Source organism: Kushneria sp. AK178, from assembly GCF_053903105.1.
This window is the reverse complement of record NZ_CP096381.1, coordinates 2,052,287-2,065,177: the sequence shown is the minus strand read 5'-3', so window position 1 is coordinate 2,065,177 and position 12,891 is coordinate 2,052,287. Positions and strand designations below refer to the sequence as shown.

Here is a 12,891-nt window from a genome sequence, read left to right as displayed (position 1 = left end):
GGGCATGAGCCGTTAGAATAAGCGCCGATGTGCAACGCATCACTGCCCGAGTGGCTCAATTGGATAGAGCAACGGCCTTCGAAGCCGTGGGTTGCAGGTTCGAGTCCTGCCTCGGGCGCCACTGACCCTTCCAGCATTCCCAGTACGTGCCTCGCGTCTCAAATTGCTGACACATGAACTGCTTGTGCACGACGCCATCGTGTCTTCTGCAGCCTTGCCGCATTACACAGCCCGGCGCTTGTTTGGTGTCATGAAATCCTGGCTTACAGCACTTCCCACACGCGAATGATGACGGACGGGTCGTTCTCGAAGTTTGGCCCACGTTCGACCGTGCCCAGAAAGATGGATTTGTTCATCCACTCGTACGGGCTATCGATCGGCGCCTCGAAGCTCAGCACGCTGCGAGCGTAATCGCGGTCCGGGTTCTTCCGGGTTGGCCGGTTATCGCGGTTCGGGGCCTTGTCGCCGCTGAATGCACTCGTACTCGTCATCGCAAGCAGGGTGGTGATCAAAAGAAGCGCGGGTCTCTTCATCGGGGGTCGCCTTTGCGGTGTTATTGTTGGTCGTATCGTCGTGGCCGGGCCCTGGCCACTTGATGAATCTACCGCAGTTGGCCGTCGCACCAGTATCCGGTATTGGCAAACCCGCCCTTGCGTACGACCCGGCGCGTAGGCTTGACTCTAGGACGGTCTTTTTTGATGACCCGTTCAACCTCGTTCATCGCAGGAGCTTTGCCATGTCGACCCCTCGTCTGCCGTACGCCTCACTCTCCCCGGACGCCTACAAGGGTTTGAGCGCCACCAAAAAAGCACTCGATGACAGCAGCCTCGGCAAGGAACTGATCGAGCTGGTGTACCTGCGCGTCTCGCAGATCAACGGCTGCGCCTTCTGCCTCGAAATGCACGCCGAAGCACTCCGGGCGAAAAACGTGCCCGACGCCAAAATTGATAGCCTCGCCGGTTGGCGCGTCAGCGCCCGGTTCAGTGAGCGCGAACGTGCCGCTCTCGGCTGGGCCGAATCGCTGGTGAACATCGCCGGTTCTCACGCCGCCGACAGGGACTTCGAGCCGCTGAAAGTGCACTTTTCTGACGCCGAGATCAGCGATCTCACCTTCGCCGTCTCATTGATGAGCGCCTACAACCGCCTCGCCATCGGGATGCGTCAGTAGGGCATGTGAACCAACAGCCGAACCCGGATCGAACACGCCGCTGGCGCATCTTCGCGATCGGGGAGGGCCGTTGACCCGCCGTGATAATAAGAGTGGCGACGATCAGGGCACTGTCTGAGCGTGATGATCGACGCAAAAAGCCCCGCCAAATGGCGGGGCTTTTATGGTGATCTGTCGTCGCCGCGTGTCGCGCTAGCCAGGGCGCGGTGCTGTTCAAACCGGACCCTTGCTCGTTCTCCTGACGGGCGTGACTCAGGAAAAGCCGATGTCCATGGGGGTGTTGAGCGCAATATCGACCACGCCTTCGAGACCGCGTATGCGCTCGGCCACGTCGTTGTCCGCTTCACCGGTAATACAGCCGATTTCATCCAGCTGTTCCCTGATCGCGAGGCCCTCCTGGCTGAGGCGACTGGCCATTTCGCTCACCGGGCGTTCATTGGTCAGGGTAATGATCCAGAGTGTCCTGTGCGGCATGGCTACCTCCCGGCGTGACGCGTGGCCGCCCTCATGCGGCCACTTTGCGCCATTATCCCTGCATCAGGGGGCCTGTACCAGCCCGGCACCGACGCGATTTTCCGCGGCTCCCAAGCGCTGCACCGAGGCCAGTAGTTGTTGCCACAGGCGGGCGCCGCGAAGACTGGCATCCGACTGCGCCCAGAGCGCGGCGCAACCCGCCACGTGAGGCGTCGCCATGCTGGTTCCGCTGATGGTTCTGTAGGTAGTCGGCCGCGGCCAGGAAGAAAACACATCGCGGCCGGGGCCGGAAATGTCGACCTTGCCATAGTTGGAAAAATTGGACCGCTGAAGATCGGGATCCAGCGACGCCACGGCCATGATGGTGGGGGAGTTGGCCGGCGAGCCTGTCCGTGTCGCATCGTTGCCTGTCGCGGCAATGGCCAGACAGCCATTGTTCAGCGCTGCCTCACCGGCACGGGTGTAAGCGGTCTGAACCGGGCTCTGCCCGCCAAGCGACATGGAAATCACTTCGCAGCGATTGGCAATGGCCCAGTTCATGCCGGAAAGCACGCTCCCCCCGTTACTGCTACCGGCGTTGGTCAACACCTTGCCCGCGTAGATGCTTGCTGAAGACGCAATGCCGTAGCGCGGTATATCCCCTGTCAGGGAACTCGGGCCGCACGCCGTTCCAATACAGTGAGTGCCATGGCCCTGCAGATCCTGAACCGGCTGGCCGACAAACGAGCGCTGCTCGATGGCGCGGTTGGCAAAATCCGGGTGGCCAAGATCCAGCCCCGTATCCAGCACCGCGACCTTGATGCCGGCCCCGGTGTAGGCACTTTGCGGTACCCGGCAGCGCGAAAGCCCCCAGGTCACGTCGTCGGCCTGGGTGTCAGGGCGCGGCTGGCGGGTCTCTTCCTCCTGGCCCAGGTCCCTGGCAATGGCATTGGCGGCGCTGAGAAAACCGCGCAGATACTCGGCGCTCTCCGAGAAGGCGAAGTATTCAGGCTCGATCGCCGCGACCCCCTGCCGGGCGAAGAGAGCATCGTCGGCGCGCAGCCCGCGCTGCTCCAGCGCATCGCCCCCCAGCAGGGCTACCCCAATCTCGGGAAACACCATGACCTCGGCATCGCCCGCCGCTTCAAGGTTGGCGGCCTGGCCGCTGAAATCCCGCGCGTCGGCCACTCGGAAATTTTCCTTCTTGAGTGCCTTGACGCCCTCATCGAGCATGCCATCGTGATAGCTTACAAGGTAGCGACCTGTTTCCAGACAGCTGCCGCCGCGCTCGAGCGCCGCCATCAGGAGTCGCTCGGCTCCGCAGGCTACGGACTTGTCAGCCGCTTGTCCCGCCGTGGGTTGATTGCTGTCGTTACCTTCGGGTGTCCTGGCCATGAGGGGCTCCTTGGGTTTTTGTAACAGGCTGGCCTTTAAAGGCCGTGTTCACTGGCAGGTGAATTTATATGATGTTTTTCTACATTGTTTAATACTAATACATACGGCAAGGGACGCCAGGCGTCTCCAGGCAACCCTCGGCGGTATGATCGCTTTTCTCATTTCATGATAGAGGCGAAGTGGCCGGTTATCCGCCATCTCGCCGCTAAAACAGCCTGCAAAACGGTTATTTAATGTTGGGAAATAAAAACTGACGTTTGAGCTTGTAAACGGGTCTGAAAACGATCTGCGTTAATGGTGATCCCAAGAAGCATTCCATCTGATGGCAGATCATCAAAGGTCCAATGGCATATGGTTTTATCGTGATTCTGGTCTTGTATGGACAGACCATGTTTCTGGTTCTTTTTATGGCAGTGTCCTGTGCTGGCATTGTCCAGTGTTTTGAACATGGTCTACATCTACCCGGGCTTTTGACGCATATACAGGTTCATCCTGAACCTGCGCCATGACGGTATTTCGATGCCGCCTTACTCCTGCGGCGCGCGCTGATTCAGCAGATCGGTCTGGTCAGCCGTTCTGGCAATTTCCTGCTCGACCTTTTTCATCAGTTTTTCATCCGGGCGGGCATCGAACAGGGCCTCCGCGCTCGGGTCGCGCAGTATCTGCTGCGCGCGCGACCGGGCGGGGTGCCTGTCGCTGCCGTCGTTGGTTGGGGGCGCTGTTGATGATCTGGAGGAGGCCGGGGCGGGCGTGTCATCATCGCGAGCAGAGTCGGAACTGCTGCCCTGAAAGCGTTCCAGTGCCTGTTCGAGTGAGTTGTTGAAGCGCAGGCGGTAGATGGGTTCGGGCAGGCTGAAGCCGGCTTCTTCCAGCGCGTGCTTGGTCTCGCGAATGGCGATACTGCGGGCCTTGCCGAAGTCGGTGCTGGATTGATCCACCCAAACCTGAAATTCGAGCACGATGTTGGAATCGCCCACTTGGGTGATGAGGCCCATGGCCCTGGGCTCGCTGAGCACGAACCCCAGTTGATGCACGGCATCCAGCCCGACCTTGATGGCGGCGAGCGGGTCGTCATCGGCGTCCACCCCCAGTTCAAACGTGAAGCGCCGCTCGGGGTTGCTGGTGTAGTTGAGGATGGTGCCCTTGAACACGTCGGCGTTGGGAATACGCAGCTGATTGCCATCCAGCGTCATCAGAATCGTGGCGCGGGAGGTCAGCCGCACGACAATACCTTCCTGCCCGTTGATGACCACCTGATCGCGCGCGCGAAAGGGCTGGCGAACGCTTAGCATCAGGGAGGCAATGTAGTTTTCGATGGTGTCCTTGACCGCGAAACCCACGGCAAGACCAATGACGCCGGCCCCGCCCAGCAGCGTCCCCAGAATGGTCTCGGCGCCCATCAGACTGAGCGCGAGAATCAGCCCGAATACCACGAAAATGACGCGGATGGTCTGCGACAGCAGCGCCGCCACAAAGGGGTTGGGCGCGAGGCGCTGCCACAGGCGCTGACGTCTGGACAGCCAGACCCCGAACGCGGTGACAAGGGCAAACAACACGAGGCCGACCAGCAGCAGCGGTAGCGCCTTGATCAGGCCTCTTGCCTGCGCCATCAGCTCCTGAAAGACGGTGGAGACGTTGTCCTGCACATCCAGCGTGCGGTTGATGTCGTCATTGACGGTGACCACGTCGGTGAGGCGGCCGGCAAGGCTCAGGGCCTGCTGGGCCTTTTTCTCGTTGGCCGTGTCCCCCGACAGCGTGACCACACCCTGTGTCACGCTGATCCCGACGGCATCGAGGCCATCGATCTCGGAAAGGATCCCGGCGATACGGGCCTGAATATCACTGTCTCGGCCCGGGCTCGGCGTGGTTTCAATCCGGGCCTCTTCAGGGCTTTCCGCCTGAGGGCCACTGCCCGTCAGCGCCCGGGCGACACCTGAAAGCTCCTCCGCGGCCTGAACCGGTGCGCCGATGCATGCGCCCAGCAGCAGTATCAGCAGAACATGCATGCTCAGGAGCAGGCGGGCGAAGAGAACAGGCAGGGAGGCGGCCATAATGATCCTGTGGCAGGAGTGTCGAGGCAAGGCGGGGTATCAGCGCGCTGGATGGCGCTCAAGGGCGCTTTGGCCATTCAGTGTAGCCAGGTTTCAGTATGCTAAAGCCCCGTATGGACGGGACCTTCGATGAACCAATCAGTGAGTTATCCGCCACCCTCCGACTGATCTGCCGGGGCTCCTGCCCGCATTGTGCTCTGATCAGAAGCGGTGGCGACTCGAGCGGCCCTGCGTCGTTTCAGCCCCCGCACGCCTTCCATCATCAAGACGATGACCGATCCCCAGATGGCGATATAGGTCGGCCATTCGGTGACGTCGATCGTCTCTCCCAGCGCGAGCGCGACCAGCATCAACAGCACGGGCTCGACATAGATCAGCAGGCCGAACAGGCTGAGGTTCAGGTAAGGGGCTGACAGTGCCTGAAACGTCAGTGCCAGCGCGCTGATCAGCCCCAGCCCGAATACCAGCCACAACCGCTGAGTGTTCACGTCCAGCCCGGAGATCACCTCGCCGCCCTGCATGATGAAAAAGAGGCTGATGGGCAGGGCAAGGGCCATATCCCACCAGAGGCCTCCGATGTTGTTGGTATCGGTTCTGCGACGCAGCCAGAAATAGCCGGGATAGCCCAGGCATACGGCCAGTGTCGGCCACGCCATGCTTTGAGACAGCACCATTTGATTGGCAATGCCAAGGACGGCGAACGCGCACGCCAGCTGTTGAAAGCGTGACATTCGATCCCTGAAGGCCAGACGGCCGATGATCACCATCGTGATGGGCAACATGAAATAGCCCAGCGAGACGGCCAGGCCATAATCGTTGCCCGGCGCCCAGACGAACAGCCAGAGTTGAACACTCAGAAGCAGGGCGGAGAGCAGGCGGGTGAGAAAAAAATAACGTTCACGATAAAGCCTTTGATAAATAGCGATCACCTGAGGCCAGTAGCCTCTCGAAACAATAAAGATCGTCAGGCAGGGGAAGGTTAGCAACATGCGCCAGCCGAAGATCTCCTCGCCTTCCAGGGCGGCAAGTTGCGATGTATACGCAAACATCAAGGCGAAAAATATCGATGCGATAACGTTGAGCGTGACGCCGAGTGTTGTATTCTGACCGGTCTGCATGATGTCCGAACATGAGTGGGTGGTGCGCAGCATGTTATGGCATCGATCCCGATAAAGGTTCTCGAAATTTTTGTGATTCATGAGAGATTTTCCCGCATGCACTTTTCTACGGGGCTGGACAGGTTTGACGTGGCACTTATCGAGCGTTTGCAAAAGGACTGCCTGACCCCATTGCGGGAGCTTTCAGAGGCCGTGAATCTCTCGCCTGCCACCGTGCAGCGGCGTATCCAGAAGCTTAAGGACAACGGCTATATCCGCGCCAATGTGGCGGTTATCGATCCCGATAAGGTCAACAAAACGCTGACGGTTCTGGTAGAAGTTCAGGCTGACAGGATATACAGCGACGATCTCGAGGCGCTTAAAGCGAGTTTTTCAGGCCCTGAAATTCAGCAGTGTTATTACGTGACCGGTGAGGCAGATTTTATGCTGGTCATGCTGGTGCCGGACATGAAAGCCTTTGAGGCAATATGCGATCGGTTATTTCATGAAAATCGAAACGTTAAGTGGTTTAGAACCAGTGTGGTACTGGATCGAGTCAAGGCTACGCTGGATGCTCTATAGAAGGATAAATCTTCTGTTCCGTCGCAAAAGATTAAACCTGTCTCCTTGTATTTCGCATGAACTCTCAAGGCCAAAGTGACTCTCTTTTCAGCCAATCCTGTATTGATTTTTAAGTAGTGTACGAATAAATAGTGCATGAATCATAAAGTACCCTTTAGCCAGGTCGATATTGGATAAGTCCTGTCCATAGTTTATGGCTATCCAAAATCTTTCTCTGGAATCGGTGCAATGAGCATAAGAGATCTTTCCATTAGCAAGCAGATCGGGCTGGGCTTTCTCGTTGCCGTCCTTTTTCTTGTTCTCAGCGGTGTGTTGAATTCGCTGAGCCTTCGCAGTCTCAACAACACCATGCAGTCGCTGTATGACGACCGGGTGGTTCCCCTGAAAGAGCTCAAGGTGATTTCGGACGCGTACGCCGTGGATGTCATCGATGCGGTCAACAAGGCCAATGCCGGCCTGATGACGGCCGAGGAGGCGCTGCAAGCAGTGCGTAGTGCTCATGATGTCATCAGAAGTCGCTGGTCGGCCTACATGGATACGAGGCTGACGCCGGCGGAGACCGCTGCTGCCGACCGGGCACAGTCGCTTTTCGTAACGGCCGATAATGCGCTGAATCGGGTCGAGCAGACGCTGCAGGGCATGCGTGGGCAGGTGGAAGGGCAGCTGGATAGTATCGATGGGCCGCTGTATGCCGCCATCGATCCGATCAGTGATGCCATCGGCGATCTGATCAATATCCAGCTGACGGCCGCGCAGGCCGGCATGGAGCAAGGGACATCCCGGTATCATCAGGCGATGCTGGGTACGCTGGCACTGGCGTTGATTGCCGTACTGGTCTCGGTCGTGTCGGCCATCGTGATTACCCGCGGCATTACCCGCCCGCTGGGTCAGGCGGTCCAGCAGGCGAAGGCGGTGGCGGCAGGCGATCTGTCGGTCAGCGTCGAGGCGCGCTCCCGCAATGAAATCGGCCAGCTGTTGATGGCGCAAAAGGAGATGGTGACCGGGCTGGCCGAGGTGGTGGCCAGCGTGCGCCGCAATGCAGAAAGCGTGGCCTCGGCCAGTGCGCAGATTTCGCAGGGCAATGATGATCTGAGTCAGCGCACCATGATGCAGTCTTCTGCACTCGAACAGACGTCGGCATCCATGGAGGAGATGGGGTCGAGCGCGAACCAGAACGCCGAGAACGCCCGCAAGGCCAATCAGCTGACCTCCAGCGCCAGTACTGTGGCGTCCCAGGGGGGCGATGTGGTCGGGGAGGTCGTGCAGACCATGCGTGACATCAATGACAGCAGCGGGCGGATCAGCAGCATTGTCGAAGTGATCGACAGCATCGCCTTCCAGACCAATCTGCTGGCGCTCAACGCCTCGGTAGAGGCGGCGCGTGCCGGGGAGCAGGGGCGCGGCTTCGCTGTGGTCGCCAGTGAAGTACGCACACTGGCCCAGCGCAGTGCCGAGGCGGCGAAGGATATTCGCACGCTGATCGATGAGAGCGTCAAGCGTGTAGAAAAGGGCACGGAACTGGTCGACCGGGCGGGCCGGACCATGGCGGATATTGTCTCGTCCATCAAGCATGTCAGCGATATCGTCGGCGAGATCAGCGGTGCCAGCAGCGAACAGAATCTGTCGGTCGGTCAGGTCAGTCAGGCCGTCAGTCAGCTGGATGAAACGACACAGCAGAACGCGGCGCTGGTTGAGGAGTCCGCGGCAGCGGCGGCCAGCCTGAAACACCAGGCGCAGGAGCTGGTTGCGGTGGTCGGGCAGTTCCGGCTCGATAGTCCGCGATCGAGCGTTGACACTCGGAGGTGAGACGATGCCCGGGCAACAGCGGCAGGTCAGACGGTCGTGTTACCCGGGCCATTTTCGACCCTCGTTCCAGTGGCATTTCGCGTTTTTCCTGACCACACTTTTCCCGGGACCTATCAATGAGGGAGAGAAGGCATGGCGATCCGCTATGAAGTGCATGAACACGCCACTGCGCACGTGCAGGGTGCCCCCAATCGTGAGCAGCAAAAGGAAATGGACGAGATGCCGCTGGAGTGCTTTCGCATCTGGGATATCCAGGAAGAGCGCTATGTCAGCACCGAATATGAAGTGCGCGATGAAGCCGAGGAAGACTGCCAGCGCATGAACGAAGAAGACGGCTGAGCCCTGTTTCGTTGAACATATCGGGCCCATCGGTGATCCGCCGGTGGGCCTTTTTTGTGGCCGTGGCGTCGCGGATGCAGTCCCGTTGGACCCTCTGGCATCGGCGTTGTCCGGTCGATCCCGCAGGCCATGATGCCGGTTGTCGGAAAAACATTGACCTTATAGAAGGTAGAAGGTTTACAAAGGGGGTGTTCACCTTACAAGGAGCAAGACCATGTCCGATCAGACCCGTTGCGCCTGCCCGAAATGCACCTGCGACGTTCAAGACAACGCCGTTGAGCACAATGGCGAGCTGTACTGCTGCCAGGCCTGCGCCACCGGCCATGCCGATGGCTCCGAGGGCTGCGGCCACAACTGCAGCTGCGGCGCGTCATCCTGACGTCATGGCAGGCCCCGGCGGGGGCCTGCCAACGTCTTTTGAATGACTCCCGGAAATGCACCGGGGGTCATTTTTTTATGGGTCGCTACCACGCCGCCGCCTGATGCGGGGCTGCAGCGGCCTGCGACAAACTGCCCACCATCGCACGGCTTGATATCGTGCGCCGGTGCAACCATTTCAGGGGTAATTCACCTGTTCAGGAGTGTTCCATGAGTGCACCGCGTATTCTGATGGTTCTGACCTCTCACGACGAGATGGGCGATACCGGCCATAAGACCGGTTTCTGGGTCGAGGAGTTCGCCGCGCCCTATTACACCTTCCTGGATGCCGGCTGTGAGATTGTGCTCGCCACGCCCGCGGGAGGGGCCGCGCCGATCGACCCCAATAGCGAGGGCGAGGACGCCCAGACCGAGGCCACACGCCGCTTCTACGCCGATGACGAGGCGAAGGCGCGCATCGCCGATACCGCGCGGCTGGCCGACATGCGCGCCGAAGAGTTCGACACCGTCTTCTATCCCGGCGGCCATGGCCCGCTGTGGGATCTGACCGACAACGCCGACTCCATCGCGCTGCTGGAAGACTTCCTGCGCCAGCAAAAGCCGATCGCCTCGGTCTGTCACGCGCCCACGGCCTTTTTGAACCTCAGGGACGAGCAGGGCGAGTTCGTCATCAAGGGCAAAAGGGTGGCCGGCTTTACCAACGAGGAAGAGGCTGCCGTCGGCCTGACCGAGGTGGTACCGCACCTGCTGGAAGACGAGCTCAAGCGCCGCGGGGCCGACTATCAGAAGGTCGATGCCTTTACGCCGTTCGCTCTGGAAGATGGTCTGGTGATTACCGGCCAGAACCCGGCAAGCTCGGAAGCGGTGGCCGAGAAGCTGCTGGCGGCGCTCAAGCGCTGAGCCATCGGCCCGTCATGCAGGCCCCGGTGCTTCGGCGCCGGGGCTTTTTTGTGTCCTGATCGCCGCTGCGAGACCGGAGGTGACAATCAGCGGTCAAGCATCATCCAGATCGCAAACCCCAGACAGGACAGCACAATAAAGACAAGCCGGGAACTCATGACAGTGTTTCCTCCAGGTTGTGGAAGGCCCGTGTACGGGGCCGAGCGTATAATGCCCTGCTTGTAACAATAAAAAAATACTAATACACGGGTTTCGGTCGTCGTGCGGTGCCGGCCGCAGCAAACCGGTCATGCCGGAGGCCCGCTGCGCTGCCTGGACAAGACGCTCGCCTTGATGAAACAAAACGAATAGGTAGACTGGTCTATCTACTCCCGTGTCCGGATAACGCCCATGCCCCCTCCCGAGACGTTGACCGCCCTTGGCGCCCGCGAGCGCCTGCTGGAGGCGGCCAGTGCGCTGTTCTATCGCGACGGCATCGCCGCCACCGGCATCGATGCCATCATCAAACGCGCCGGCGTGGCCAGAAAGAGCCTGTATAACCACTTCGATTCCAAGGCGGTGCTGGTGGCGGTCTATCTGGATCGGCGCCATGCCGAGTGGCTCTCCCTGTTCGAGGCGCGCCGGGCACAGTCTCATACGCCCACGGCACGCGTGCTGGCTGTCTTTCTGGCCTATCAGGATCACGCCGAATGGGCCTACGAGCGCGGCTTTCGCGGCTGCGGGCTCCTGAATGTCGCCGGCGAGCTGCCGGTCGGCCATGACGGACGCGAGATGGTGCGTCGTCACAAGCAGCAGGTGGAGTCGCTGCTGGCCGCGCCGCTGGTCGAGCTGACCGGGGATGAGGAGGCGGCGCAGCGCCGGGCGCGACAGCTGGCCTTTTTGCTGGAGGGGGCCATGGTGCGTGCCGGGCTCGAGGGCGACAGCCGCTGTGTTCGTGAAGCGCATGACATGGCCGCCACGCTGTTGGAGGCCACATGAAAGGGAGTGCCCGCGAACATCTGCTCGGCGTGGCCGGCGTGCTTCTCGCTGCCGTGCTGTGGGGCACCACCGGCACGGCCGCCACCTTCGCACCCGGGGTCAGCGCCGTGGCAATCGGTGCCGTGGCGATGGGGCTGGGCGGACTGCTGCAGGCGCTGGTAGCAGCGCCGCGCATTCGACGGGCCGGGTCGCCGTTGCGCGCGCGCTGGCCCTGGCTGCTCTCCGGCGCGGTGGCCGTGGCGATCTATCCGCTGGCGTTTTACGGCTCGATGCGCCTGGCGGGGGTCACCATCGGCACGGTGGTATCGATCGGCTCGGCACCGCTGCTGTCGGCGCTGATCGAATCGCGTTTTGAAGGGCTGACCCTGGGGGCGCGCTGGAAGATCGGCGCGGCGCTGGGGCTGGTCGGCATGGCGCTGCTGTGTCTGGCCGAGACCGGCGAGCATGCCGGCGTGGGCAGTACGACGCAGGTGCTTCAGGGCGTGGCGATGGGGCTGGTGGCCGGGCTGACCTATGCGTTCTACTCCTGGTCGGCGCGGCATCTGATGCAGGGCGGTATTCCCGCCCGCGCGGCCATGGGCGCGACCTTTGGCCTGGGCGGGCTGTTGCTGATGCCGGTGCTGCTGGTGACCGGTGCGCCGCTGGTGGCCTCGATCAACAACGCGGCGGTCGGGCTCTACATGGCGCTGGTACCGATGTTTGTGGGCTATCTGGGCTTTGGTTACGGGCTGGCGCGGGTCCCGGCCAGCACGGCCACCACCATCACGCTGTTCGAACCGGTCGTGGCCGCGCTGCTGGCGGTGGTCATCGTCGGCGAACGCCTGCCGCCGCTGGGCTGGGCCGGCATCGTGCTGGTCATCGCGTGTCTGATCTGCCTCACGGCGCCGATGCGCTGGCGGCATTCGCAGTCGGAGGAGCCGGCATCGACCGCGGGGTAAGGCCTGCGTTAGCTGGCGCTATCAAAAAGCAGAAAGCCCGCCCTTGGTCACAAGTGGCGGGCTTTAAATCGTCACATGAAAGGTTGAAGCTTTGGCTTAACCAGGGAGCATCCTGATAGATGCTGCGGTCAACCGCTGCCAGTCTGGTTGTACAGCGGCGATGGAAAAGTGATGTGAGGACTCAAGGAGGATGATGTGAAATGTTTAGTAGTCGTGGCACACCCTTTGAAAGAGAGTCTTTGTCACCACCTGGCGGCCCAAACAATTGAGCATCTAAAGTCCAAAGGCTATCAGATTACCTTGCTTGATCTTTATGAAAGCCGATTTTCTCCTTCATTAACGACTCGGGAAAGGAGCAGCTACTACCAGCCTGTTTTTGATGATTCCCTGCTTGAGACAGAGATTCTTCAACTGAAGGAAGCGGAATCACTTGTGTTGGTGTTCCCAACCTGGTGGTTTGGCTTTCCTGCGATTTTGAAAGGATGGTTCGATAGGGTATGGGCGCCAGGGCATGCATATAACCATGCGTCAGACCTGGGGGCTATCAAACCATGCCTGGATAATCTAAAGGAAATGAAAGTGATCACAACCCTGGGGTCGCCATGGTGGGTGGATAAGCTGATTCTGCGACAGCCGGTAAAGCGGGTGCTGAAAGTAGCCCTATTGGGGACATGTGCAAAAGGTTGCCAGTTCAGGATGCTTTCTTTTTATAAAAGTGAAAATGCTTCCACTTCAAGAGTGGAAGCATTTGTAAAACAGATAAAAGCTAAACTTTAAACATTGGGAGCTTGCTGCCCGGGAGTGTG

Annotated in this window: 14 protein-coding genes and 1 tRNA gene; 10 read left to right on the top strand and 5 right to left on the bottom strand. The window is 60.1% G+C overall.

Features of this window, described 5'->3' with window-relative positions:
* Positions 1-44 precede the first annotated feature (44 nt).
* A tRNA-Arg gene (locus M1D97_RS09375) sits at positions 45-121 on the top strand.
* A 142-nt stretch (positions 122-263) separates the two neighbouring features.
* Here the strand turns inward: M1D97_RS09375 and M1D97_RS09370 are convergent.
* Positions 264-533, bottom strand: a complete 270-nt coding sequence (locus M1D97_RS09370; RefSeq protein ID WP_456267478.1) for a DUF3237 family protein — start codon at positions 531-533, stop codon at positions 264-266.
* A 203-nt stretch (positions 534-736) separates the two neighbouring features.
* On the opposite strand from M1D97_RS09370, the gene M1D97_RS09365 reads away from it, so the two are divergent.
* Positions 737-1,168, top strand: coding sequence for a carboxymuconolactone decarboxylase family protein (locus M1D97_RS09365; protein WP_456267477.1), 432 nt, complete (start codon positions 737-739; stop codon positions 1,166-1,168).
* 252 nt (positions 1,169-1,420) lie between these two features.
* Here M1D97_RS09365 and M1D97_RS09360 read toward each other — a convergent pair whose 3' ends face one another.
* From M1D97_RS09360 to rarD, 4 genes are all read right to left on the bottom strand, one after another.
* Positions 1,421-1,642 (bottom strand): hypothetical protein, encoded by a 222-nt coding sequence (locus M1D97_RS09360; protein WP_456267476.1) that lies wholly within the window; start codon positions 1,640-1,642, stop codon positions 1,421-1,423.
* Between the two features lie 63 nt (positions 1,643-1,705).
* Complete coding sequence (locus M1D97_RS09355; RefSeq protein WP_456267475.1) at positions 1,706-3,016, bottom strand: S8 family serine peptidase; 1,311 nt, start codon at positions 3,014-3,016, stop codon at positions 1,706-1,708.
* A gap of 527 nt (positions 3,017-3,543) precedes the next feature.
* Complete coding sequence (locus tag M1D97_RS09350) at positions 3,544-5,067, bottom strand: mechanosensitive ion channel domain-containing protein (RefSeq protein WP_456267474.1); 1,524 nt, start codon at positions 5,065-5,067, stop codon at positions 3,544-3,546.
* Positions 5,068-5,213: 146 nt separating this feature from the next.
* Positions 5,214-6,218, bottom strand: a complete 1,005-nt coding sequence (gene rarD / locus M1D97_RS09345; RefSeq protein WP_456267473.1) for an EamA family transporter RarD — start codon at positions 6,216-6,218, stop codon at positions 5,214-5,216.
* A 3-nt stretch (positions 6,219-6,221) separates the two neighbouring features.
* Here rarD and M1D97_RS09340 point away from each other — a divergent pair, with 3 nt between their 5' ends.
* The 8 genes from M1D97_RS09340 to M1D97_RS09305 all read left to right on the top strand — a co-directional run bounded on the left by M1D97_RS09340 (position 6,222) and on the right by M1D97_RS09305 (position 12,862).
* The gene (locus M1D97_RS09340; protein WP_456267472.1) at positions 6,222-6,746 is read left to right on the top strand and encodes an Lrp/AsnC family transcriptional regulator; all 525 of its coding nucleotides are present in this window, start codon (positions 6,222-6,224) and stop codon (positions 6,744-6,746) included.
* A 228-nt stretch (positions 6,747-6,974) separates the two neighbouring features.
* Positions 6,975-8,552 carry a methyl-accepting chemotaxis protein gene (locus M1D97_RS09335; RefSeq protein ID WP_456267471.1) on the top strand — a complete coding sequence of 526 codons (1,578 nt, stop codon included), beginning with the start codon at positions 6,975-6,977 and terminating at the stop codon, positions 8,550-8,552.
* A gap of 132 nt (positions 8,553-8,684) precedes the next feature.
* The gene (locus tag M1D97_RS09330) at positions 8,685-8,891 is read left to right on the top strand and encodes a hypothetical protein (protein ID WP_456267470.1); all 207 of its coding nucleotides are present in this window, start codon (positions 8,685-8,687) and stop codon (positions 8,889-8,891) included.
* 214 nt (positions 8,892-9,105) lie between these two features.
* A complete protein-coding gene (locus M1D97_RS09325; RefSeq protein WP_456267469.1) occupies positions 9,106-9,270 on the top strand; it encodes a metallothionein in 165 nt (54 codons plus the stop codon).
* 209 nt (positions 9,271-9,479) lie between these two features.
* A complete protein-coding gene (locus tag M1D97_RS09320; RefSeq protein WP_456267468.1) occupies positions 9,480-10,169 on the top strand; it encodes a type 1 glutamine amidotransferase domain-containing protein in 690 nt (229 codons plus the stop codon).
* A 390-nt stretch (positions 10,170-10,559) separates the two neighbouring features.
* Entirely contained in the window at positions 10,560-11,147 is a 588-nt protein-coding gene (locus M1D97_RS09315) for a TetR/AcrR family transcriptional regulator (RefSeq protein ID WP_456267467.1), read from the top strand.
* On the top strand, positions 11,144-12,085 hold the full coding sequence (locus tag M1D97_RS09310) for a DMT family transporter (RefSeq protein ID WP_456267466.1): 942 nt from the start codon (positions 11,144-11,146) through the stop codon (positions 12,083-12,085). The genes M1D97_RS09315 and M1D97_RS09310 overlap by 4 nt, the downstream gene beginning before the upstream one ends.
* A 195-nt stretch (positions 12,086-12,280) precedes the next feature.
* Positions 12,281-12,862: an NAD(P)H-dependent oxidoreductase gene (locus M1D97_RS09305; protein WP_456267465.1), complete on the top strand. Its 582-nt coding sequence runs from the start codon at positions 12,281-12,283 to the stop codon at positions 12,860-12,862.
* The last annotated feature ends 29 nt before the right edge of the window (positions 12,863-12,891 follow it).